Origin of the sequence: Lysobacter soli (genome assembly GCF_009755585.1) — a bacterium.
GTDB lineage: Bacteria > Pseudomonadota > Gammaproteobacteria > Xanthomonadales > Xanthomonadaceae > Lysobacter_J > Lysobacter_J soli.
The window spans coordinates 2,613,195-2,636,926 of sequence record NZ_CP046603.1; the positions used below are offsets into that span (position 1 = coordinate 2,613,195).

At 68.5% G+C, this 23,732-nt stretch carries 19 protein-coding genes; 14 read left to right on the forward strand and 5 right to left on the reverse strand.

From position 1 onward, the window contains the following. The first annotated feature begins 154 nt into the window (after nt 1-154). Both GOY17_RS11880 and GOY17_RS11885 read left to right on the forward strand, forming a co-directional pair. Complete coding sequence (locus GOY17_RS11880; RefSeq protein ID WP_157030567.1) at nt 155-862, forward strand: carbonic anhydrase; 708 nt, start codon at nt 155-157, stop codon at nt 860-862. A 186-nt stretch (nt 863-1,048) separates the two neighbouring features. Continuing rightward, on the forward strand, nt 1,049-2,206 hold the full coding sequence (locus GOY17_RS11885) for an isovaleryl-CoA dehydrogenase (protein ID WP_115841769.1): 1,158 nt from the start codon (nt 1,049-1,051) through the stop codon (nt 2,204-2,206). A 75-nt stretch (nt 2,207-2,281) separates the two neighbouring features. On the opposite strand, the gene GOY17_RS11890 is transcribed toward GOY17_RS11885, so the two are convergent. Both GOY17_RS11890 and GOY17_RS19060 read right to left on the reverse strand, forming a co-directional pair. Next, nucleotides 2,282-5,179, reverse strand: coding sequence for an autotransporter serine protease (locus tag GOY17_RS11890; protein WP_157030568.1), 2,898 nt, complete (start codon nt 5,177-5,179; stop codon nt 2,282-2,284). 117 nt (nt 5,180-5,296) lie between these two features. Next, complete coding sequence (locus GOY17_RS19060) at nt 5,297-8,203, reverse strand: autotransporter serine protease (protein WP_198173676.1); 2,907 nt, start codon at nt 8,201-8,203, stop codon at nt 5,297-5,299. A 232-nt stretch (nt 8,204-8,435) separates the two neighbouring features. Between GOY17_RS19060 and GOY17_RS11900 the strand changes: the two genes are divergently transcribed. The 7 genes from GOY17_RS11900 (at nt 8,436) to GOY17_RS11930 (ending at nt 14,317) form a co-directional block, all read left to right on the forward strand. After that, on the forward strand, nt 8,436-8,924 hold the full coding sequence (locus GOY17_RS11900; RefSeq protein WP_232338415.1) for a GNAT family N-acetyltransferase: 489 nt from the start codon (nt 8,436-8,438) through the stop codon (nt 8,922-8,924). 97 nt (nt 8,925-9,021) lie between these two features. Further along, nucleotides 9,022-10,197 carry a thiolase family protein gene (locus GOY17_RS11905; protein ID WP_157030571.1) on the forward strand — a complete coding sequence of 392 codons (1,176 nt, stop codon included), beginning with the start codon at nt 9,022-9,024 and terminating at the stop codon, nt 10,195-10,197. A gap of 122 nt (nt 10,198-10,319) precedes the next feature. Beyond that, nucleotides 10,320-10,685: a hypothetical protein gene (locus tag GOY17_RS11910; RefSeq protein WP_115841772.1), complete on the forward strand. Its 366-nt coding sequence runs from the start codon at nt 10,320-10,322 to the stop codon at nt 10,683-10,685. A 332-nt stretch (nt 10,686-11,017) separates the two neighbouring features. Continuing rightward, the gene (locus tag GOY17_RS11915; RefSeq protein ID WP_115841773.1) at nt 11,018-11,395 is read left to right on the forward strand and encodes a hypothetical protein; all 378 of its coding nucleotides are present in this window, start codon (nt 11,018-11,020) and stop codon (nt 11,393-11,395) included. 139 nt (nt 11,396-11,534) lie between these two features. Beyond that, nucleotides 11,535-13,160 carry a carboxyl transferase domain-containing protein gene (locus tag GOY17_RS11920; RefSeq protein WP_157030572.1) on the forward strand — a complete coding sequence of 542 codons (1,626 nt, stop codon included), beginning with the start codon at nt 11,535-11,537 and terminating at the stop codon, nt 13,158-13,160. Nucleotides 13,161-13,355: 195 nt separating this feature from the next. Then, on the forward strand, nt 13,356-13,958 hold the full coding sequence (locus tag GOY17_RS11925; protein WP_157030573.1) for a bactofilin family protein: 603 nt from the start codon (nt 13,356-13,358) through the stop codon (nt 13,956-13,958). After that, nucleotides 13,955-14,317 (forward strand): hypothetical protein, encoded by a 363-nt coding sequence (locus tag GOY17_RS11930; protein ID WP_157030574.1) that lies wholly within the window; start codon nt 13,955-13,957, stop codon nt 14,315-14,317. The genes GOY17_RS11925 and GOY17_RS11930 overlap by 4 nt, the downstream gene beginning before the upstream one ends. Before the next feature lie 97 nt (nt 14,318-14,414). Here the strand turns inward: GOY17_RS11930 and GOY17_RS11935 are convergent, their stop codons facing one another. From GOY17_RS11935 to GOY17_RS11945, 3 genes are read right to left on the reverse strand one after another with little or no spacing between them, the layout of a single operon-like run. Beyond that, the gene (locus GOY17_RS11935; RefSeq protein WP_157031708.1) at nt 14,415-14,669 is read right to left on the reverse strand and encodes a DUF6587 family protein; all 255 of its coding nucleotides are present in this window, start codon (nt 14,667-14,669) and stop codon (nt 14,415-14,417) included. Nucleotides 14,670-14,671: 2 nt separating this feature from the next. Beyond that, complete coding sequence (feoB, locus tag GOY17_RS11940) at nt 14,672-16,552, reverse strand: ferrous iron transport protein B (protein WP_157031709.1); 1,881 nt, start codon at nt 16,550-16,552, stop codon at nt 14,672-14,674. A 35-nt stretch (nt 16,553-16,587) separates the two neighbouring features. Beyond that, on the reverse strand, nt 16,588-16,854 hold the full coding sequence (locus GOY17_RS11945; RefSeq protein WP_115841777.1) for a FeoA family protein: 267 nt from the start codon (nt 16,852-16,854) through the stop codon (nt 16,588-16,590). 158 nt (nt 16,855-17,012) lie between these two features. Here GOY17_RS11945 and GOY17_RS11950 point away from each other — a divergent pair, with 158 nt between their 5' ends. Genes GOY17_RS11950 through GOY17_RS11970 form a run of 5 tightly spaced genes read left to right on the forward strand, consistent with a single transcriptional unit; the run spans nt 17,013 to nt 23,729 of the window. Next, nucleotides 17,013-17,795 carry an enoyl-CoA hydratase-related protein gene (locus tag GOY17_RS11950; RefSeq protein WP_157031710.1) on the forward strand — a complete coding sequence of 261 codons (783 nt, stop codon included), beginning with the start codon at nt 17,013-17,015 and terminating at the stop codon, nt 17,793-17,795. 20 nt (nt 17,796-17,815) lie between these two features. Next, complete coding sequence (locus GOY17_RS11955; protein WP_115841779.1) at nt 17,816-18,202, forward strand: VOC family protein; 387 nt, start codon at nt 17,816-17,818, stop codon at nt 18,200-18,202. Nucleotides 18,203-18,206: 4 nt separating this feature from the next. Beyond that, the gene (locus tag GOY17_RS11960; RefSeq protein ID WP_157030575.1) at nt 18,207-20,240 is read left to right on the forward strand and encodes an acetyl/propionyl/methylcrotonyl-CoA carboxylase subunit alpha; all 2,034 of its coding nucleotides are present in this window, start codon (nt 18,207-18,209) and stop codon (nt 20,238-20,240) included. A 7-nt stretch (nt 20,241-20,247) separates the two neighbouring features. Next, nucleotides 20,248-21,141 (forward strand): hydroxymethylglutaryl-CoA lyase, encoded by an 894-nt coding sequence (locus GOY17_RS11965; protein WP_157030576.1) that lies wholly within the window; start codon nt 20,248-20,250, stop codon nt 21,139-21,141. Between the two features lie 11 nt (nt 21,142-21,152). Continuing rightward, complete coding sequence (locus GOY17_RS11970) at nt 21,153-23,729, forward strand: sensor domain-containing protein (RefSeq protein WP_157030577.1); 2,577 nt, start codon at nt 21,153-21,155, stop codon at nt 23,727-23,729. Nucleotides 23,730-23,732: the final 3 nt, after the last annotated feature.

Here is a 23,732-nt window from a genome sequence, read left to right on the forward strand (position 1 = left end):
AAGCGGCGTATCACTGACGATCAGCGATATCAGCCTGGATCCGGCCCTTCGCCGGGCTTCGGTACGCGACAAACGGCCTGCTTTTCAGGCAATTCCGAAAGACGTGGCTCAGCGCCCGGCGCAAAGTGGCATTCCCCCACTCGGAGTTGCCTCCATGCGCATCGCCCTTCCCCTCGCCGCCCTCGGTCTCGCCGCTGCCTTCGCAGCCCACGCAGGCGATGGCCGCATCGACTACGACCATCAGGCGCAATGGCAGTCCGCGCACGACATGGCGCAGTCGCCGATCGACATCGTCACGCATGACGCCGTCGCCGCACGCGACGATGAGCCGCAGGCGCTGGTGTTCGCGCATACGCACGCGCCGATGGAAGCCGTCGACAACGGCCACGCGGTGGAAGTCGAAACGCATGCCACGGACGCCACGATCCGCGGCCGGCATTTCGCGCTGACGCAGTTCCACTTCCACGCGGAAAGCGAGCACACCATCGACGGCCGGCACTATCCGCTGGAAGGCCACTACGTCTTCAAGGCGCAGGACGGGCGCCTGGCCGTGGTCGGCGTGATGTACCAGGTCGGCAAGGCCAACCCACAGGCGCAGGCGGTGCTCGACAGCCTCGCCCACAAGAAGAGCGCGCCGCACGAGGTCGACATCGACGCGTTGCTGCCGGCGCAGCGCGGCTACTACCACTACCTGGGCTCGCTCACCACGCCACCGCTGACCGAGAACGTCGAGTGGTACGTGTTTCCAACGCCGGTCACGATGTCGAAGAAGCAGATCGACGCGTTCCTGGCGCACTACCGCCACAACAATCGCAACGTGCAGCCGCTGAACGGCCGTCCGCTGGTCCACGCCGAAGGCTGATCGCCACAGCTTTCGCGCAATCGCGCCCCGCACCGTTGCGTACGGTGGCGGGGCGCTTCGCTTTGGAGCCCCTGAAAGCGCGGTTTTATTGCACCGCACGACGACCGATTCACCGCCTCCGCCTAGAATTGGCGCATCGCGCGCGGCGTTCGATCGCGCGCCGCCCTCTCGAACACAAGGATTCCCATGCGCCCTTTCCCCCTCGGTGACGAAATCGATGCCCTGCGCGACGCCGTTCGCCGCTTCGCCGAGGTCGAGATCGCACCGCGCGCGGCGCAGATCGACGAGGAGAACTGGTTCCCGCAGGACCTCTGGCCGAAGCTCGGCGAAATGGGCCTGCTTGGCATGACGGTGCCCGCCGAGTACGGCGGCAGCGAAATGGGTTACCTCGCGCACCTGGTCGCGATGGAAGAGATCTCGCGCGCGTCCGGCTCGGTTGGTCTCAGTTACGGCGCGCATTCGAATCTGTGCGTGAGCAACCTGTACGCGAACGGCACCGACGCGCAACGCCAGAAGTACCTGCCGAAGCTGTGCAGCGGCGAATGGAAGGGCGCGCTCGCGATGAGCGAACCGGGCGCGGGTTCGGACGTGGTCGGATCGATGAGTTGCCGCGCCGAGCTTCGCGACGGTACGTGGATCGCCAACGGCAACAAGATGTGGATCACGAACGGCCCGGAAGCCGACGTGCTGATCGTCTACATGCGCACCGCCGGCAAGGACGCGGGCAGCCAGTGCATGACGGCCTTCATCGTCGAGAAGGGGATGAAGGGTTTCTCCACCGCGCAGAAACTCGACAAGTTCGGCATGCGTGGCTCCAACACCTGCGAACTGGTGTTCGAGAACTGCGAGATTCCGGCCGAGAACGTGCTCGGCGAAGTGAATCGCGGCGTGAAGGTGCTGATGAGCGGCCTGAACACCGAACGCCTCGTGCTGACCGGCGGGCCGATCGGCCTGATGCAGGCGGCGCTCGACATCGCCCTGCCCTACGTGCGCGAACGCAAGCAGTTCAACGCGGCCATCGGCACGTTCGGGCTGATGCAGGGCAAGATCGCCGACATGTACACCGCGCTGCAGTCGAGCCGCGCGTTCGCCTACCAGGTGGGCCGCGATTTCGATGCCGGCCATCGCAGCCGCGTCGATGCCGCCTCGTGCCTGCTGCACGCGTCCGAGGCCGCGGTGCAGGTCGCGTTGGAAGGCATCCAGGCGCTCGGCGGCAACGGCTACATCAACGAGTTCCCGACCGGCCGCATCCTGCGCGATGCCAAGCTCTACGCCATCGGCGCGGGCACGAACGAAATCCGCCGCATGCTGATCGGCCGCGAGTTGTTCGAAGAGCGGCACTGAGCCGTCGCGAAGCCGTAGCCTGAAACGAAACGGCCGTCGAATCGACGGCCGTTTTGCATTGCGCCGACGATGCGATCAGAACGCGGTCGTCCAGGTAGCCATCGTGCCGATCCACTGCTCTGCCCCGGCATGCCGGCTGTCGAGGTCGAAGCGCAGCGTGCTGCGACGGCCGATGCCCGCTTCCAGGCCCAGACCGAACAGACCCACGTTGCGATCCAGTCCATCGGCGACGATCGGCGCCCACGCGTCCATGCCGGTGAAGCGGGCCTGAAGGGTTTCGCCCGACTGCGAGAGCAGATGCTGCCATTCGATACGGCTGGTGAGCGCCCATCGGGTCGAGGCGCCGAGCCACTCGTGGCTCCAGCGCGCGCCGGCCAGCGCCTGCGTGGCCAACATCGAGGCGTCGTTCGTCGTCAGGCCGAAGCCGGACGCGCCGTTTTCACTGAAGCCATCGCGTTCGAGCTGCAGGGCCTGCACGCCTACATAGGGCGTGATCGTGCTGCCACCGAACGGAATGCGGCGTCCCGACTGCAACGACAGCGCGCCGTAACGATGCGCGTAGTCGCTCGACACGCGATACGTCTCGTCGCCCAGCAGCACCTCACGCTGCAACCAGCGGTGCATGCGGCCAAAGCCCGCCGATCCGAGCACGTACGCGCCGTCACCCAGGTCCCGCGATGCATAGACCTGCGCATCGATCTGACGATTGCGTTCGCGGTCGAAGCGCCGCGAGTGCCACGCGTCGCCATCGGTCTGCGACAGCGACGCGCCGATCGTCGTGCCGTCCCGACCGGCCTGGTCGAAGCCGAGCATCCAGCCGTGGGTGCTTACGTCGAACGACGACCATCCGCGCGTTGCGTCCAGCCGCTGCGACCAGGCGCCACGCGCTCCACCCGCATCCAACCCGTCGAGCCGCGACTCGAGGGTACGGCGGCTCCCGTCGATGGCCATCATCGCGAAGGCGGCGTCCATGTCGTGGAGTTCGCCGGACAGGCTGTCGATCGCGCGTCCGTAGCCATCGGCCGTATCGATGCGCTGCAGCCTGGCGGCGCCGTCCTCGAAGGCGGTTGCGCCGCCTTCGGTGCCGTGCCGCTGGTCCAGCTCGTCGAACGCGTTCTCGATGCGCTGCGCACTACCCACCGACGTCGCTTTCAGGCCCAGGCTGGTAGCCGTGACCTGCATGTCGGCGCGCACCACATCCAGCCACGCCGTCGTGGAGTCGTATCCCAGGTTCGCCACGAGCGTGAGCGAAGCGGGCCACGACATCCCGAGGAACGTGCCGGTCAGGCCGCCGTCCGCCACCAGCAATTCCGTACGTGCCTTGGCGACGTAACCCGGCGCGACACCGAAGATGTCCAGGTAGCCGCCCAACTGCGCGGCACCGGCCACCTTCAACGCGGGCGCGCCAAGGTAAACGCCCATGCGACCGCTCGGGCCCTGCGAGAAATCGCCCTTGAACACGCCATTGGTCGTGTTGTCCAACGTGAGGTAGCCGTCGTTGCGAACGTCGCCGGTGAAGACCACGGCACCCTTGTTGACGTTGACCGCGAAGTACAACTGACCGCCGGGCTGGATGGCGACGTCACCGCTCCAGGTCCCGCTGAAGGCGCTCACGGTGCCTTGGATCTCCAGCGGGGACGCCATGTCGCCATCGATGACCAGCACGCCATGCCGCTCGATGACCGTCTTGCCGGTGTAGGTGTTGTCGCCCGACAGCCAGAGCGTGGCGTACGCGGCGGGGTCGTCCACTCCGACGGTCAAGCCGCCGCTTCCGCTGATGTCGTTCTGCCAGAACGAATGCGCCTTGTCCGGAAGCGATACCCGCACGTTGCCCCAATCGAAACGCGACGGTCCCCATACCGCCTTGTTGACGTTGAGCAAGCCGTAGCCGTAGACCTCGTCCACTCCGGGGGCGCCGAGGTCGGTCGCGCTCCCCAGGAGCGTCTGGCGGACCAGATCGTTGTCGAAGTACGGGAATGCGGACCACACCAGGGCCGCGGCTCCGGACACCTGCGCAGCGGCGTAGTCCGTCCCGTGCAAGGTGCGATAGGTTTCGGCGCCGGCCGTGTCCCGCGCGCCGTTGACCACCACGTCGCCGGGCGCAACGAGGCAGCTGTTCTTCGCCACGCCGCACTGGTTCGAGTAGCTTGCCAGGCGGGTTGGCGCGAGGGAGTCCACCGCGCCCACCACGAGCCAGCCTGACTGCAGGTCGCGGCTATCGACGCTGTCGAACGGAAGCCGCGCCAGCGCAGAGGGTTGCGCCTGGGCCGAGTTGCCGGCTTCGACCACCGTCAGGATGTCTTTGCCGTTCGTACCGGAAAGATCGGCGAAACCTTCGTACACCGGCGTCGCGGCGCCCAGTCGCAGCGCGTCGGTCGAGATGTTCAGGATGGTTTGCGCGTTTGTACCGGTGAAACTGTAGAGGAAGGTCAGCGCGTCCTCCGTCAGTGTCTGACCGCTCTCGGACGGCTTGTCCTCCAGCATCCGCAGCGAGCCGAGGAACAGATTGCCGGGCGCGACGCCACCGGGGAACGTGCCCTGCCAGCTGCCGGCGGCGATCTGCGCGACCGCAGTGCCGTGCCCATTCGGATCGCTCACGGACGTGTCGGGCGCCGGCACGCCCGCCCAGGTGGATGACCAGGACGTGTCGTCGTCGAGGCTCGGGTGGGCGAAGTTCACGCCCGAATCCATGAAGAGGATCGTCGCGCCGTTACCGGCGAACCCGGCGCGCCGGACTTCGGCGGCGCCGATCGCGTGCAGGTGCGCGTCCGCGGGAACGGCCGGCGTTACTGGCGCAGGCGGTGTGACCGGTGGCGCCGTCACGGGCGGATTCGGCGTGCTCGGCGCCGGCGGCGGATCGCTGCGGACATTCCCGCCGCCACCACCACCGCCACCACACCCGACCAGCCCCATGACGCACAACCCCAACATCACGCTGCGCGCCAGCGGCGCGCGCGTCGGCATCCCTTCCATGTTTGTCCCCTTTGGTGCTGCTCGCACCGCCCCCCGGCGGTCAGGCGCGCAGCGCTGGTACCGATTGCATCATGAATGTCCCGGCCACGCACGTGCCGGCCCTGGCGCGTCGGCCGATCAGAACGCCGTCGTCCAGTTGAGCATCGCCTGCGTCCAGGTTTCGCCGTGATCGCTGCGTGCATCGACGTCCAGGCTCAGGCGGCTGTTGTAGCGCAGCCAGGTGCCAATGCCGAAGCCCAGCACGCCGACGTCGCGATCCAGCGCGCCGCCCACGATCGGCGACCACGCGTCCAGTGCAGTGAAACGCGCCTGGATGTCGCCCCCGGACTGCGAGAGCAGGCGCTGCCATTCCGCGCGCGCCTGCAGGTCCCATTGCATGGAACCGACGTTCCATTGCGTCGCATAGCGCGCGCCGAGCAAGGCCTGGCTGACGCGCATCGACGAGGCATCGGTGCTCAGGCCGAACCCGACCGCGCCCGCTTCGCTGAACCCATCGCGTTCCAGCTGCAGGTTCTGCAGGCCGACGTACGGCGTGATGCGGCCCTCGCCGACGTTCATCGGCAAGCCGGCCTGCATGCCGACGCTCGCATAACGCTGCGCGTAGTCGGTGCCGAGGCGGAACGCGTCGGCACCGAGCAGCACGTCGCGACGCGTCCAGCGCTGCATGCGGCCGACGGCAACGCTGCCGAGCAGGTAGCCCTGCCCGAGGTCGTAGCTCGCGTAGAACTGCGCCTCCAGCTGACGGTTGTGTTCGCGGTCGAAACGCTGCTCGTGGTGTGCGTAGCCTTCGGTCTGCGCGAGCGCGGCGCCGACGGTCAGCGCGCCGACGCGGCGATCCTGGCCGGCCATCCAGCCGTCGGCCTGCATGTCGAAGCGCGCGAGCGCACGCTGCGAGTCGAGGTCGTCGAACCATGCGCCGCCGAGCGGCGCGTCCTGCAGCGCGTCGATGCGCGATTCCAGCGCGCGGCGGTTGCCTTCGATCGCCATCATCGCGAAGGCGGTGTCGGCGACGTGCAGCTCTCCGGAGAGGCTCGAGAGCGACTTCTCCGCCGCGGCTGCATCAGGCGTGCCCTGGAACGCGATCGCCCCCGCGAGCACGTCGAGACTGGCGCCCTCGCCATTGGCGACGCTGGTGTCGATCTGGTCCATCGCGCCTTCCATGCGCTGCGCGCTGGACAGCGCGGTCGCGCTGAGGTTCATCGACGACGCGGCCGTGGCGACGTCGGCGCGCGTGAGCAGCAGCGAGACGTCGGTGGCCGCGTAAGCGACCGAACCGGTCACGAACGGCGACCACGTGACCGTGGCAAACGTGCCCGTCACGGTAGAGGCCTGGAGGAAGGTCTCGCGCGTGGGCGTGTTGATGCTGGGCGTGGCGATGATGTAGTTCGGCGCACGGCCGGTCAGCCGCAGTTCGCCGCCAAGCGTCGCCGTGCCGGACACGTCCAGGTGCGCGCCGATCTGCAGTTCCATCGCACCGCCGGCGTTGTTGCGGAACGACGACATCGAGTACGTCGCGCCCTGCGCGGTATTGCCGCCAAGGAATTCGAGGGTGCCGGTGTTGTCCAGCGCACCGACGTTCGCCGCGACCGGGTTGCCCTGCAGGCCGGCGTTCAGGCGCAGGCGTCCACCGCTGGCTACCGTCGCGCCGCCCGGCATGGCGCGCTGCACTTCGAGGGTGCCCTGCTCGACTATGGTGGCGCCGGTGTAGGTATTCGCGCCGGTCAGCGCGAGCGTGCCGGTGCCGCGCTTGCGCAACCCGCCGCTGCCGGCGATGGCGTTGCTCCACGGACGACTCGTGCCGGTGACGTCCACGCTGGTCACGCCCCAGTCGAAACGGCCCGGTCCGTTGATCGCGCGCCCGACGTTGAGCAGGCCGTAGCCGAAGACGGGATCGACGCCCGGCGCGCCGAGGTCGGTCGCCGTGCCGAGCAACGTCTGCCGCACCAGGTCGTTGCTGAAGTACGGGAACGCCTGCCACACCAGCGCCGCTGCGCCCGACACCTGCGGCGCAGCGAAGGAGGTGCCCGAACCGCGCCAGTACGACGGCGAGGTCGGGCCGTCATTGACGCCGGTGAACACCGTCGTACCCGGCGCCGCCAGGCAATAGCGCATCGCGACGCCACACGCGTTGGCGTAGACCGCGCCGTTGGAATCGACGTCGAGCTGCTGCACGTTGTTGGGATTGACGCCGGTCACCGCAAGCCAGCCGCGTTCCAGGTCCGCCGCGGGCAGCGTGCCGTTCGGGCCGGGCTGGCTCGGCAGTCCCGCCATGCTGTCGGGGTTCGGGCGACCGTCGTTGCCAGTGGCGAACACCACCAGGCCGTTGTTGCTCAACACGAAGGGGCGGTATTCGTCGGCGATCGGATTGGTCGCGACCGTGTTGGTCCAGTACAGGCCGCCCCATGAGTTGTTCATGATCCGCACGCCGCTGTTGATCAGCTGCTGGTGGACCTGACGCATGCCGAGTTCGCCGCCGACTTCGTTGCCCTGCCCCGTGCCGTCGTCCTTCGGCGGCGTGTCGGACAGGATGCGCGCCGACACGATCTGAGCGCCCGGCGCGATACCACCCGGCCATGCACCGAACGGCGTGCCGGCGGCAAGTTGCGCGACATCCGTACCGTGGCCGAGCACGTCGTCGACCTGCAGGTTGTTCGGTGGCGAGGCGATGTAATTGAAGTTCGCCACGACGCGCGGCGCGAGCGCCGGGTGGTTACGATTCACGCCGCTGTCGACGACACCGATGCGTACGCCGGCGCCGGTGAAGCCGGCCTGGTGCGCGGCCGCGGTGTTGGTCAGCGCGATGTGCTGGCTGTACGCGGGATTGGGTGTGCTGACGACAGGCGGTGTCGGATTGGACGGAGTGCTCGGCGGCGGCGTACCCGGCTGCTGCGGTGCATAGAGCGGAGGCGTCTCGCGCACGTTCCCGCCGCCACCACCGCCGCCGCACGCGGCAAGCCCCATCAAGCCCGAGCACAGCAGCACGCTGCGCATCGCCGTCACCAGTTCCTTGTGCCTGTAATGCATGACGCTCCCCATCTGAATGAAATCGCATCGCTCCCCAGCGATCGCGAATCGAGTATCGACCCAATGCGGATCGTCCACAATCAACCGCACGATCCGGTGACGGAAACCGCGTCGGGCGCCACATTCCGCGCACATCGGTGAACGCGATGAACGCCATCCTCACCCGACCTCTGGGTTGCGACGACTGGTCCATCGTCGAAACGCTGCTCGGCCCGCGTGGCGCCTGCGGCGGGTGCTGGTGCATGTGGTGGCGCGTGCCGATGGGCGGGCGGCGTGGGAGGCAGCGAAAGGCGAACCCAACCGCGAGGCGTTTCGCAAACTCGTCAACGCCGGCGCGGCCTCCGGGGTGCTCGCATTCGTCGATGATGAGGCGGCCGGATGGTGCGGGATCGGCCCGCGCGCTGAGTTCCCGCGGGTCGACCGGAGCAAGTCGCTGGTTCGCCAATGGTCCGCCGATACCTGGTCGCTCAACTGCCTGTATGTGCCGCCGCGCTGGCGCGGTGTCGGGGTGGCCCGGGCGCTGGTGGCTGCCGCGGTGGAGCTGGCCCGGCAGCGGGGCGCGACCGAGGTCGAGGCGTACCCGCAATCCTTGGCGCCGGGGGAGCGGCAGGCCGGGGCGTTCGTCTGGACCGGCGTCCCCTCGCTTTATGAGCCGTTGGGGTTTCGCCGGCAGGGCGAACCAGGACGTGGCCGCGCCCTGTTCCTGCTGAAGCTGGGCTGAGCCCGGTTTGCCGCGCCGCAGCACGGCCCCGCATAATCGGAGGGTTCCGGCCCTCGCGCTGGCCGCTGTCACGGTTCGACCTTCAGTTGGAGTCCTCATGAGCGACGTCGTCATCGTCGGTGCCAAGCGCACCGCCATCGGTTCCTTCCTCGGCCAGTTCACCGGCGTCCCGACCCCCGCGCTGGGTAAGGCCGCCATCACGGGTGCGCTCGAACATGCCGGCGTCGCCGCCGACCAGGTCGACGAAGTGATCATGGGCTGCGTGCTGCCGGCCGGCCTGGGCCAGGCGCCCGCCCGCCAGGCCGCGCTGGGTGCAGGCCTTCCCACCTCCGCCGGTTGCACGACCATCAACAAGGTCTGCGGCTCGGGCATGAAGGCGATCATGCTGGCGCATGACCTGATCAAGGCCGGTTCGGCCAACGTCGTCGTCGCCGGCGGCATGGAGTCGATGACCAACGCACCGCACCTGCTCAACAACTCGCGCACCGGTATCCGCTACGGCAGCGCGGAATTCCTCGACCACATGGCGTGGGATGGCCTGACCAATCCGTACGACGGCAAGGCGATGGGCGTGTTCGGCGATGCGACGAGCCACAAGTACGGCTTCGATCGCGAAGCGCTCGACGCGTACTCGACCGAAAGCGCGCGTCGCGCGCAGGCGGCGGTGAGCGGTGGTGCGTTCAAGGACGAAGTCGTGCCGGTCACGGTCAAGGGTCGCAAGGGCGACGTCGTCGTCGACACCGACGAGGAGCCGGGCAAGATCGACCTCGGGAAGATCCCCACGCTGCGCGCGGCGTTCGGCAAGGATGGCGTGCTGACCGCTGCGTCGTCCTCGAAGATTTCCGACGGTGCCGCGGCCACGCTGCTGATGAGCGCCGACGAAGCCGCCAAGCGTGGCCTGACGCCGCTCGCGCGCATCGTCGCGCATGCCGGCCATGCGCAGGCGCCGGAGTGGTTCACCACCGCGCCGGTGAAAGCGATTTCAAACGTGTTGGCCAAGGCCGGCTGGTCGGTCGAGGACGTTGACCTGTTCGAGGTCAATGAAGCGTTTTCCTGTGTGGCCATGGCGCCGATGAAGGACCTGGGCATCTCGCACGAGAAGCTCAACGTCAACGGCGGCGCGGTCGCACTGGGGCATCCCATCGGCGCCAGTGGCGCCCGTCTGGTCGTGACGTTGCTGCACGCGCTGCGTGCACGGGGCGTCAAGAAGGGCGTGGCTTCGCTGTGCATCGGGGGTGGCGAGGCTACCGCTGTCGCCATCGAGCTGCTATAAGGCGTTAAAAACGCATTACCTAAAAAAAACCGGCCAAGCCGCTTGACACGCGTCACCGGCTTGTCATCATGTTATTGACGCGCAATTGCGCGTTGCCTAACTAAACGACGAGGATAAAAATCATGACCTTCAACAAGGCGCTGATCGCCCTGGCTATGGTTGCCGCTCTGGCCGCCTGCTCGAACCAGAAGCAGGCTGACGAAGCCGCTGCTGACGCCGCCGCTGCTTCGACCGAAGCCGCTGCTGCCGCCACCGACGCCGCTGCTTCGGGCGACGCCGCTGCTGCCGACGCTGCCCAGGCTGCTGCCGACACCGCTGCCCAGGCTGCTGACGCCGCCGCCGCTTCGGCCGACGCCACCGCCGCCGCTGCTGCTCCGGCCGCTGCCGACGCCGCTGCCGACGCCGCTTCGCAGGCTGCTGACGCCGCTGGCCAGGCTGCTGACGCTGCCGACCAGGCTGCCGAAGCTTCGAAGGAAGAGAAGAAGTAATAACCGCGGGCAAGCAATTGCCCAGGTGATTACCGCTTCGAAGAAGCCGCCGGATTTCCGGCGGCTTTTTCATTTGTGGCATCCGCAGTGGCATCCGCGCATGCATCGCAATGGGACCGAGGTGACGGTACCGCGCTCGTCGATCCACATGCATCGACCTGAGCCCCACGACCCATCGCGCGTGTAACGACGGACGTGCGTTCGGTCGGCAACGGTTTCTCCACGATTCATCCGTCCGGGCATCGGCGTCCCCGACGATGACTTTTCCTTCGCGCGGCCGCTGGCATCGTGCGCCCCGGCTGGGACCCAAACCCCGTCACACGGAGAAACCCATGAACACCAAGCTTTACGTCGCCATTGCCATGACCGCTGCTGCGCTGTCGCTGTCGGCCTGCCACCAGGCCGACACGCAGAGCGAAGCGGCCGAAGCCGCCGCTGCGGCCAACCAGGCCGCCGACGCCTCCGCCAACGCCGCGCAGGAATCGGCCGAGGCTGCGGCGGCTGCGACCAGCGAAGCCGCCGATCGCGCGAGCGTTGCGGTGGACAACGCCGCCGAACGTTCGCGCGAAGTCGCCAACGATGCGGCGGCCGGTGCGGCAGCTGCCACCGCCGACGCCGCGCAGGCCACGGCCGACGCGGCGAGCAAGGTCGCCGAGAAGGCCGACAACGCTGCGGAGAAGGCCGAGCAGGAAGCCGCCGAACGCAAGTAAGGCGCGCGATCGTTCCACTGGAAAGGCCCGCCTTGCGCGGGCCTTTTCTTTGCGCGTGCATGCCGCGCAGGTCGGGCACCGTTGGCCCATTCCCGCGCTTTATGGTCTGATGCCGCATCTTCCGCACGCCGCTGCATCGATGCCCGCACTGACTTCCCACATCGATCCCCGCTCGCAGGAATTCCAGGACAACGTCGCCTACCACCGCGCGCTGGTCGACGAGCTGGATGCCCGCCTCGCCCGCGCAGCCGGCGGCGGTGGCGAGAAGGCACGTGCGAAGCACACCGAACGCGGCAAGCTGCTCGCGCGCGATCGCATCGCCGCGCTGCTCGACCCCGGTTCGCCTTTCCTCGAGATCGCACCGCTCGCGGCCGAAGGCATGTACGACGATGCAGCGCCAGCCGCCGGCATGGTCTGCGGCATCGGCCGCGTCATGGGCCAGGAAGTGGTGATCGTCGCGAATGACGCCACGGTCAAGGGCGGCACCTATTTCCCGATGACGGTGAAGAAGCACCTGCGCGCGCAGGAAATCGCGCGCGAGAACCGCCTGCCCTGCGTCTACCTCGTCGATTCCGGCGGCGCGTTCCTTCCGCTGCAGGACGAGGTGTTCCCCGACAAGGAACACTTCGGCCGCATCTTCTACAACCAGGCGCGGCTGAGCGCGGAGAACATCCCGCAGGTCGCGGTCGTCATGGGCTCGTGCACCGCCGGTGGCGCCTATGTGCCGGCGATGTGCGACGAGTCGATCATCGTCAAGGAACAGGGCACGATCTTCCTCGGTGGCCCGCCGCTGGTGAAGGCGGCCACGGGCGAAGTCGTCGACGCCGAAGCGCTCGGCGGCGCGGGCGTGCACACCAGCGTGTCGGGCGTCGCGGATCACTTCGCCGAAGACGACCGCCATGCATTGCAGATCGCGCGCGACATCGTCGGCACGTTCAATCGCCGCAAGACGCTGCCGGTCGCGGTGCGCGAGTCGCGCGAGCCGGCGTTCCCGACCAGCGAGTTGTACGGCGTCGTCCCGAAGGACACGCGTCGTCCGTTCGACATCCGCGAAGTGATCGCGCGCGTGGTCGACGGCAGCGAGTTCCAGGAGTTCAAGGCGCGCTACGGCAAGACGCTGGTCACCGGCTTCGCGCACGTGCACGGCTATCCGGTGGGCATCGTCGCCAACAACGGCATCCTGTTCGCCGAGAGCGCGCTCAAGGGCGCGCACTTCATCGAACTGTGCAACCAGCGCGGCATCCCGCTGGTGTTCCTGCAGAACATCACCGGCTTCATGGTCGGCCGCAAGTACGAGAACGCCGGCATCGCGAAGGACGGCGCGAAAATGGTGACGGCGGTGGCGTGCTCGCACGTGCCGAAGTTCACCGTCGTCATCGGCGGCAGCTTCGGCGCCGGCAACTACGCGATGTGCGGCCGCGCATACGGCGCGCGCTTCCTGTGGATGTGGCCGAATGCACGCATCAGCGTGATGGGCGGCGAACAGGCCGCGAGCGTGCTGGCGACGGTGAGGCGCGACGGCATCGAAGCGGCCGGCAAGTCGTGGTCGAGCGAAGAGGAAGACGCGTTCAAGGCGCCGATCCGCGAGCAGTACGAATCGCAGGGCAACCCTTACTACGCGACCGCGCGCCTGTGGGACGACGGCATCATCGATCCGGCCGACACGCGTCGCGTGCTCGGTCTCGCGTTGTCCGCGAGCTTCAACGCGCCCATCGAGAGCGCGCCGGGTGACGCCAGCACGCGCTTCGGTGTCTTCCGCATGTGATGCGCTTCGCAGGCTTAAGGCGCTCTGATGCGGATTCAGGCAGGTGATCGGCATATGAACGGTGCAAAGCCGGCAACGATTGGGTGAGGCGAGTCACACGCAGCGCGGTTTTGCGGGCGTAGCCTCGGCTGGGTTGCACCCCGTTCTCTGCACCCCCGTGCATTGCCCCGCCCCTGCCAATCGAGGAAGTGCGTCATGGCGATCTTCAATTCCCCACAGCCCGCAACGCCGAAGCGCGACAATGGCCCCGCTCCCACGAATCCGACCGAATCGGCGCTGCCGAAGGAACCGGCACGCGACGAGTTCTCCTTCGGCGCGCCCAAGCCCGCCGCTGCAGCTGCACCTGCGCCCTCTCCTGCGCCGTCGCCGAGCCCGCGTGCGAACGAACGCGAAGGCAAGGAGTCGGTGATCGCCGCCGACCTGTCGATCGAAGGCAAGATCAACGGCGCCGGCCACATCCGCATCGCGGGCCGGTTCAAGGGCGACGTGCATGTCGAAGGCGACCTCACCGTGGAAGTCGGCGCGAAGGTCAACGGCGGCGTGCGTGCGCGCAAGGTCGTGATCGCCGGCGAGCTTGAAGGCAACGTCGAATCGGCGCAGCGCGTCGAACTGCTCGAAGGCGGCGTGGTCGTCGGCGACATCAAGGCCGGCGTCGTCAGCATCGCGCCGGGTTCGCGCATGCGCGGCCAGGTCGACTTCGGATTCGAGGATCGCGACACGCGCAGCGCCGGCAAGGCCGACAAGAACGAGAAGGCCGACAAGGGCGAAGCGAAGTCCGAGGCGTCCGCCACGTCATGAGCCTCGCGCGCCCCGGTACGCCCGGCGCGACGCGGACGTGCCCGCACTGCAAGACGACGATCCTGGAAAGCGCCAACGTCTGTCCGTCGTGCCGGCACCACCTGCGTTTCGATCCGGACGCCGCGCAATCCGCGCAGTTGCGGTCGGTGCCGCTGCGCGTGGAGGGCACGATCAAGCCGCCGCCCGGCGAGAACGCGCTGGAGTACTCGGTGGTGCTCACCATCCGTAACGCGGATGGCGAGGAAATCGAGCGTCAGGTGATGGGCGTGGGCGCGCTGTTCAATGGCGAGGAGCGCTCGTTCACGCTGGAAGTCGAAGCCGTGGAAGTGCGCGGGTACAAGGCGCGGCGGAAACACTGACGCTACGACCGGCGTAATCGTCCGCTTGCCCTCACCCCAACCCCTCTCCCGCACGCGGGAGAAGGGTTTCGTTACTCGGGAAAGGAACTTGCCGGTTTCAATGACGCCGCGGCGTTGACGGCCCGCAGCTGTTGCAGCCGCCGCAGGATGCATCGCTCAAGGCCGAAGGCGGCGCGATCCGGCGCCCGAGCTTCTGCATCCACGCGGCGCGACCTTCGCGCACCAGCGGAATGGCGAGGCCGACGCGCAGTCGGCGCACCGCGTTCGGGAACTGCCGCTTCGCGACGAACCACGCGCTGACGATCACCGCCACGGCGATGATCGCGTACTGCGCGAGCAGGCCGGCGTCCATCGTCATCCCGCGCCCAGCGCCACGGCGATGTGGTACGTCGCGAACGACGCCAGGTACGCCAGGCCGAACAGATAGCCCGTGGCGATCGCCACCTGCTTCCACGAGTTGGTCTCGCGCTTGATCGTCGCCAAGGTCGAGATGCACTGCGGCGCGTAGATGAACCACACCAGCAGCGACAGCGCGGTCGCCAGGGACCACGATCCGGTGATGATCGGCGAAAGCGCCTGCGCCGCGGCTTCATCACTCGCGGCCGACAACGCGTACACCGTCGCCAGCGAGGACACCGCGACTTCGCGCGCCGCCAGGCCCGGGATCAGCGCGATGCAGATCTGCCAGTTGAAGCCGATCGGCGCGAACACCGCCGTCAGCGCGTGGCCGATGCGGCCGGCGAAGCTGTAGTCGATCGCCGGGCCCGTCGCGCCCGCCGGCGCCGCCGGGAACGACAGCAGGAACCACAGCAGGATCGTCAGCGCGAGGATGATGCCGCCGACGCGGCGCAGGAAGATCCACGCGCGTTCCCACAGGCCGATCAGCAGATCGCGCGGATGCGGTATGCGGTACGACGGCAGTTCGAGCAGCAACGCGTGCTCGCTCTTGTCGCGGCGCCACTTCTTCATGATCCACGACACGGCCAGTGCGCTGGCGATGCCGGCCGCGTACAACGCGAAGAGCACCAGGCCCTGCAGGTTGAGCAGGCCGCCGGCCACCTGGCGCTGCGGGATGAACGCACCGATCAGCAGTGCGTACACCGGAAGGCGCGCGGAGCACGTCATCAGCGGCGCAACGAGGATCGTGGCGAGGCGGTCGCGCGGATCCTGGATGGAACGCGTCGCCATGATGCCCGGCACCGCGCACGCGAAGCTCGACAGCAGCGGGATGAACGACCGCCCCGACAGGCCCGCCCGCGACATCAGGCGATCCAGCAGGAACGCCGCGCGCGGCAGGTAGCCGGATTCCTCCAGCGCGAGGATGAAGGCGAACAAGATGAGGATCTGCGGCAGGAACACGATCACGCCGCCGAGGCCGGCGATGATGCCGTCGAGCATCAGGCTGCGCAGCGGGCCGTCGGGCATGACGCTGCCGACTGTCTCGCCAAGCGCGCCGGTGCCGGCTTCGATCAGGTCCATCAGCGGCGTCGCCCAGGCGTACACCGCCTGGAAGATCAGGAACATCACCACCGCCAGCGACACCAGTCCGAGCACCGGATGCAGCAGCCAGCGGTCGAGCGCGTCGTCCACCTCGGCGGTGCGGCGGGGCATCGTCACGGCGAGCGACAGCAGGCGGCGCGTTTCGGCGTGCAGCGCGTCGGGATCGTGGACGAGGTCGGCCGGCAGGTGCGCGCTGGGCTCGTGCAGTTTGCCGGCGACGCGATCGAGCATCGCGACCAGTTCGCGCGCGCCGCCGTTGCGGACCGCCACCGTCGGCACGACCGGAACGCCGAGTTCGCGTTCCAGCGCGGCCAGGTCCACTTCGATGCCGCGGCGCTTGGCGGCGTCCATCATGTTGACGGCCAGCACCATCGGGCGGCCGAGTTCGCGCACTTCCAGCGCGAAGCGAAGGTGCAGGCGCAGGTTGGTCGCGTCGACCACGCACACCAGCACGTCCGGCGCGGGTTCGCCGGGATAGAAGCCGCGGCAGACGTCGCGGGCGACCGCTTCGTCCAGGCTCGCCGCGTGCAGGCTGTAGGCACCGGGGAGATCGAGCACCGCGTAGTGGCGGCCCGACGGTGCGTGGAAACGGCCTTCCTTGCGCTCCACGGTGACGCCGGCGTAGTTGGCGACCTTCTGACGGCTGCCGGTCAGCTGGTTGAACAGCGCCGTCTTGCCGCAATTGGGGTTGCCGATCAGCGCGACGCGCACGCTCTGCGCGGCCGCGCTCTGCACGACGGCCACGCCCTTCACCGTCCCTTCGGCCGCGCTCACGCGATCGCTCCCGCCGCGGCCTGCGCGCCTTCGAGCGACACCCTCACGCGCGCCGCTTCGGTGCGGCGCAGCGCGAAACGCGTGAAGCCGATCTGCACCAGCAGCGGCTCCTTCGACACCGGGCCGGCGGCCATGACTTCCACGCGTTCGCCGCGCACGAAGCCGAGCTCGCGCAGGCGGCGGGCGATCGCGTCGTTGGGCGCCTGGTCCTCGACGGCTTCGACGATGGCGGCGGTGCGGCGTTGCAGTTCGGACAGCTTCAAGGGTCACCTTTAGGCCGAACCCGCCGCGGGCGGCGACGGGTCGACAAGATGGGAATCGTTCTCAATTGTAGCACCCGGCCGCCGCCGTACGCGGCTGCAGCATGGCCGTCGGAGGGCAGCGGCTATCATTCGCCAAACTCCAGCAAGCAATCCGGCCGATGACCAATCCGCTGTTGAACCTGCGCGAAGGGCCCGTCGCCCGCCTGCGCCTGAATCGTCCGGAGCTGCACAACGCCTTCGACGCGATGCTGATCGCCGCCCTGACCGGCGCCCTGGAAGCCGTGGCCGCCGACGACAGCGTCCGGGTCGTTGTGCTGGAGGGCGAAGGCGCCTCCTTCTCGGCCGGCGCGGACCTCAACTGGATGCGCGGCATGGCCGCCGCCAGCGAGGAGGCCAACCGCACCGACTCGCTCGCCCTCGCCCGCTTGATGCGGACCCTGGACGAACTCCCCCGCCCGACCATCGCCCGCATCCAGGGCGCGGCCTTCGGCGGCGGCGTCGGGCTGGTGGCCTGTTGCGACATCGCCATTGCCTCGGCCGACGCGAAGTTCGGCCTGACCGAGAGCAAGCTCGGGCTGCTGCCGGCGGTGATCTCGCCCTACGTGCTCGATGCCATCGGTCCGCGTCAGGCACGACGCTGGTTCGCTACCGGGGAAATTTTCGACGCGGCGACCGCGCTGCACATCGGATTGCTGCACCAGGTTGTGGAAGGCGACGCGCTGGACGCCGCGGTGCAACGCCAAGTCGACCTGCTGCTCAAGGCCGGCCCGCACGCGAGCGCCGAGGCCAAGACGCTGGTGCGGCGCGTGGCGTTCGAGCGCGACCGCGATCGCCTGGACCACGACAACGCCGCGCTGATCGCGCGCCTGCGCGTGTCGGAGGAAGGCCAGGAAGGACTCACCGCGTTCCTCGACAAGCGCAAGCCGCGCTGGATCCCGTAATCGAACCAGAAGGACCGACCATGCTCGACCATATGGGAATCACGGTGTCCGACTACGCGCATTCGCGCGCCTTCTACGAGCGCGTGCTCGGCGTGCTCGACTACGGCATCGTCATGGACGTGACGAAGGAACAGACCGGCGGCTACGAAGGGTGCGGCTTCGGCCCCGACGGCAAGCCCGCGTTCTGGATCGGCACCGGCCAGACGGCAAGCACCGGCCTGCACGTCGCGTTCGTCGCGTCATCGCGTGCCGCCGTCGACGAGTTCCACGCCATCGCCCTGCAGCACGGTGCGCGCGACAACGGCGCACCCGGCCTGCGCCCGCACTACCACCCGAACTACTACGGCGCCTTCGTGATCGACTTCGATGGCAACAACATCGAAGCCGTGTGCCACCGTCCCGAGTGACCTCATGCCCCAACGCCCGTTCGACAAGATCCTGATCGCCAACCGCGGCGAAATCGCCTGCCGCGTCATCCGCACCTGCCGCCGCCTCGGCATCCGCACGGTCGCCGTGTATTCCGAAGCCGACGCCGATGCGCAGCACGTGCGCCAGGCGGACGAAGCCTGGCCCATCGGCGGCCCGCGTCCGCAGGACAGCTACCTGCGCGGCGATGCGATCATCGAAGTGGCGTTGAAGTCCGGGGCGCAGGCGGTGCATCCGGGGTACGGCTTCCTCAGCGAAAACGCCGATTTCGCCGATGCCGTCGAAGCCGCCGGCATTGCCTTCATCGGCCCGAAGGCGGCGTCGATGCGCAAGATGGGCAGCAAGGCCGGCGCGAAGGAGCTGATGCAGGCCGCCGGCGTGCCGGTCGTGCCGGGCTACACGGGCGAGGACCAGTCACCCGAACGCCTGCAGCGCGAGGCCGACGCCATCGGCTATCCGCTGATGATCAAGGCCGCGCACGGCGGCGGCGGCAAGGGCATGCGCATCGTGCGCGCGAGCGGCGAGTTCGCGGCGAACCTGCAGAGCTGCCAGCGCGAAGCCGCCAACGCCTTCGGTCGCGATCGCGTGCTGCTGGAGCGCTACGTCGAGAAGCCGCGCCACATCGAGATCCAGGTCTTCGCCGACACGCACGGGCACGCGATCCACCTCAACGAACGCGAGTGCTCCGCGCAGCGCCGCTACCAGAAGGTGCTGGAAGAATCGCCCTCGCCCTTCCTCACCTCGCAGCTGCGCGCCGCGATGGGTGAAGCGGCGGTGCTCGCCGCGCGCTCGATCGACTACGTCAACGCGGGTACGGTGGAGTTCATCGTCGGCCAGGACGGCGGTTTCTACTTCATGGAAATCAACACGCGCCTGCAGGTGGAGCACCCCGTCACCGAAATGGTGACCGGACTCGACCTGGTCGAGTGGCAGCTGCGCGTGGCCGCGGGCGACGCGCTCCCGCTCGCGCAGGACGCCATCGCGCAGAACGGCCATGCGATCGAAGTGCGCCTGTACGCCGAGGATCCCGACGCCGGCTTCCTGCCCGGTTCCGGCAAGCTCGAACGCCTGCGCCTGCCGCATGCGGGCGAAGGCGTTCGCATCGACTCCGGCGTGGTCGAAGGCGACACCGTCACGATCTTCTACGATCCGATGATCGCCAAGCTCATCGTGCACGCCGCCGACCGCCCCGCCGCATTGGCGCGGCTGCGCGCGGCGCTGGCTACGTGCGACATCGCCGGGCCGAAGTCGAACATCGAATTCCTCGAACGCCTCGCGCGGCATCCGGCCGTGGTGGACGGCACCATCGATACCGGGTACCTGGACCGCCACCTCGACGAGTTCCTCGCGCCGGCCGATGAAGACATCACCGAGCGCCTGATCGCCGGCGCCACCGCGGTGCTGCACGCGCAGGAACAGGACACGCGCCGCCGCGCCGCGGCGTCGACCGATCCGACCTCGCCCTGGGCCATCGCCGACGGCTGGCGCCTCGGCCACGGCGGCCATCGCAGCCTGGCATTCCTCCAGGGCGACAACCGTGTCGAGCTGCAGGCGCAGGGCGCGGGCGGCACGTACCGGATCGACCTGGCGGGCCAGTCCCACGCGGTCGAAGGGGCGCGAATCGAGGCCGACGGGGCGCTGAGCCTGCGCATTGGCGGACATGGACGCCGATTTACGTTCGAACTGGATACGCTGGCCGACGACCGCCAGCGTCTGGTGGTGCACGACGGCGAACGCCGCCTGCGCCTGCTGGGGGTGCCGATGTATCGCCACGAGCGCAGCGGCGGCGGCAACGCCGGCCATAACGTGCTCGCGCCGATGCCGGGCCGCGTGGTGCTGGTGAAGGCCGCCGAGGGCGACACCGTGGAGTCCGGACAGGAGCTGATGGTGATCGAAGCGATGAAGATGGAGCTGAGCCTGAAGGCGCCGCGCGCGGGCACCGTCGCGCAGGTGCGCGCGGCCGCGGGCGACTTCGTCGAAGCCGATGCCGTGCTCGTCGCGCTGGCGCAGGACGAATGAGGCCGGCATGAAGTCTTCCGTCCGCATCGTCGAAGTCGGCCCGCGCGATGGGCTGCAGAACGAAAAGGCGACGATTGCCACTGCCGACAAGATCGAACTGATCGACCGGCTTTCCGGCACCGGCCTGCGCAGCATCGAAGCGACCAGCTTCGTCAGCCCGAAATGGGTGCCGCAGCTCGCCGACGCCGCGGAAGTCTTCACCGGCATCCATCGCGCGCCGGGCGTGCGCTATCCGGTGCTGGTGCCGAACGAGCAGGGTTACGAACGTGCGCGCGCCGTGGGCGTGGAGGAAATCGCGGTGTTCACCGCGGCCTCGGAAGCGTTCAACCGCAAGAACATCAACGCCTCCATCGACGAATCGCTGCAGCGCTTCGCGCCGGTGATGGAACGCGCCCGTGCCGACGGCGTCGCGGTGCGCGGTTACGTATCGACCGTGCTCGGCTGCCCATACCAGGGCGAAGTGCCGCTGTCCGACGTCGTGCGCGTCGCGCGTGCACTGCACGACATGGGCTGCTACGAGGTCTCGCTCGGCGACACCATCGGCGTCGGCACGCCCGGCAAGGCGCGCGCGATGTTGCTCGCGGTGGCCTCGGAAGTGCCGGTCAACGCACTGGCCGTGCATTTCCACGACACCTACGGCCAGGCGTTGGCGAACGTGCTCGCGTGCCTGGAAGAAGGCGTTGCCGTCGTCGACGCCGCGGTCTCCGGCACTGGCGGTTGTCCCTATGCGAAGGGCGCCAGCGGCAACGTGGCGACCGAGGACGTCGTGTACATGCTGCACGGGCTCGGCATCGAGACCGGCATCGACCTTGCCAGACTCGCCGACACCGGCCGCTGGCTCGCCTCGAAACTCGGGCGCGAGACCGGCAGCAAGGTGGGCAAGGCCCTCGCCACCACCTGACCGGCCTCCTCATGAAACCACGCTCGCCCGCGCAGGACACCGCCCCGCCCCTTCCGGTGGATGCGAAAACCACGCTGGCGGCGTTGCAGGACGCGGCGCGCGACGGCGCCCTGCCCGCGCCGACGCGCGAGCTGCTGCTGCAGGCGCACCAGGCGCTGGCGCAGTCGCTGGCCGATTGCGAAGCCGAACGCGCGCGCTATCGCACGCTCTTCGATGCGGTGCCCGATCCGGTGAGCATCATCGCGTGGGACGGCACCGTGCTCGACCTCAACAAGGCCGGCATGAACGCCTATCGCCGCGCGCGCGAGGAAATCGTCGGCCAGCCGATCGAGACGCTCAATCCCGACCTGCCGCAGGACCACATGGCCCCGGTGTGGGAAACGCTCAATCGCGGCGACACCTACGTGGTCGAAGTCACCAACATGCGCGGTGACGGCACGCGCTTTCCCGTCGAAGTGCACACCGCCGGGCTGACCTTCGACGGCCGCAAGGCGATGGTCGCCGTCGCGCGCGACCTCAGCAGCCGCCACACCGCCGAACTGCGCTATCGCGAGCTGATGGAGGCGATCGATCGCGGCATCGTCGTGCAGGACGCGGAACTGCAGATCACCTACGCCAACGTCGCCGCGATGAAGATCCTCGGCGTCGGCGAGGACGAGCTGGTCAACGACGCGATGCGCGGCGAGCAGTGGCTGGTAATGGACGAACACGGGCGCCAGCTGGCGTCCGACCGCTACCCATCGGCGCGTGCGCTGCAAAGCGGCCGCATCATCGAAAGCACCGTCGTCGGCCTGTACCACCGCCAGCGCCAGCAGCTGATGTGGCTTTCGGTCACGGCCGTGCCGCAGTTCCCGGCCGGCGGCGACAAGCCGCAGCAGGTGCTGTCGCTGTTCTCCGACATCACCGCGCTCAAGCGCGACAGCACGCTGTTCGACCGCGCGCAGAGCATGGCGCACATCGGCGGCTGGGAATGGGAGGTGACGCCGGACCGGCTCTACCTCACCGAGGAAGCGCAGCGCATCCTTGGCCATCGCCCGGCGCCGGACACCATCGAAGGCATGCTCGACTGCCTGCGCGTGGACGATCGCGACCGCCTGCGCGCCGCGCTCGGCCAAGCGATTTCCTTCGGCCGCAACCTCGACCTCGAGGTGCAGGGGCATCGCGCCGACGGACGCACGTTCTGGGCCCGCGTGATCGGCGAGGCCGAAGCAGGCGATCCGCTGCATTCCCGCCTGACCGGCACGCTGCAGGACGTCACCGAGCGCAAGCACGACGAGGAAACCCTGCGCGTGCAGGCGCGCAGCGACCCGCTCACCGGCCTGCTCAACCGCGACGCCGTGCTGGCGGAACTGGAAAGCCGGCTCGACGATCCGCTGCGCTCGCAACTGGCCGTGCTGTATGTCGACCTGGATCGCTTCAAGGTGGTCAACGACGTGCTCGGTCACGCGGCGGGCGATCGCCTGCTGGCGTCAGCCGCGCGTCGCATCCAGCGCGCCATCGGCAACGAAGGGCTGATCGCGCGCTTCGGTGGCGACGAGTTCCTGATCCTGTGCGACACCGGCAGCGATCCATCGCGCCCGGAGCGCTTGGCCGATGCGATCCTGGAGATCTTCGGCGACAGCTTCCGCCTGGACGGCGAGGAATTCAGCATTACCGCTAGCATCGGCATCGCGCAGGCGCCGCTGGACGGCGTGCGTTCGCAGCAGCTGATCCAGAGCGCAGACGTGGCGATGTACGACAGCAAGCGGCGCGGCCGCAACGGCTGGCAGACGTTCACGCCCGAACTGGCCGAACAGCAGCTGCATCGCCTGCAGCTGGAAACCCATCTGCGCCGCGCGGTCAACAACGAGGAGTTCCACCTCGTCTACCAGCCGCAGATCGACATGCGCACTGGCGACGTCGTGGCGGCGGAAGCGTTGATCCGCTGGCGCAACCATTCGCTCGGCGAGATCCGGCCCGACAAGTTCATCGACCACGCCGAGACCACCGGCGACATCGTCGGAATCGGAGACTGGGTGCTCAACGAAGCCTGCCGGCAGATGCGCGAATGGCAGGACTCGGGGCTCAACATCCCGCGCGTGGCGGTGAACGTGTCGTACCGGCAGTTCCTGGGCGAGGACCTTGCCAGCACGGTCGCGGCGGTGCTCGCCGAGTACGGCCTGCCGGGTCACGCGCTGGAACTGGAATTCACCGAACGCGTGCTCATCGAGGACGCACCCGACACGCTGCGCACCTTCGCCGCGCTGCGCCAGCTCGGCGTGATCCTGACGATCGACGACTTCGGCGAGGGCTACAGCGCGCTGAACTACCTGCGCCGGCTGCCGATCCACGGGCTCAAGCTCAGCCAGCTGTTCGTGCAGGGCGTGCCGGACAACCAGTCCGACGTGGCCGTCTGCCAGGCGGTCACCGGCATCGCGCGCAGCCTCGGGCTGGCGCTCGTCGCCGAGGGCGTGGAGACCGGCCAGCACCGCGATTTCCTGCTGCAACTGGGCGTCCACGTGGGCCAGGGGTTCCTGTTCGCGCCCGGCATGACGCCCGAAGAGCTGCGCGAGCGGTACCCGACGGTGGGAATGGCCGGAGCAGGCTAAAAT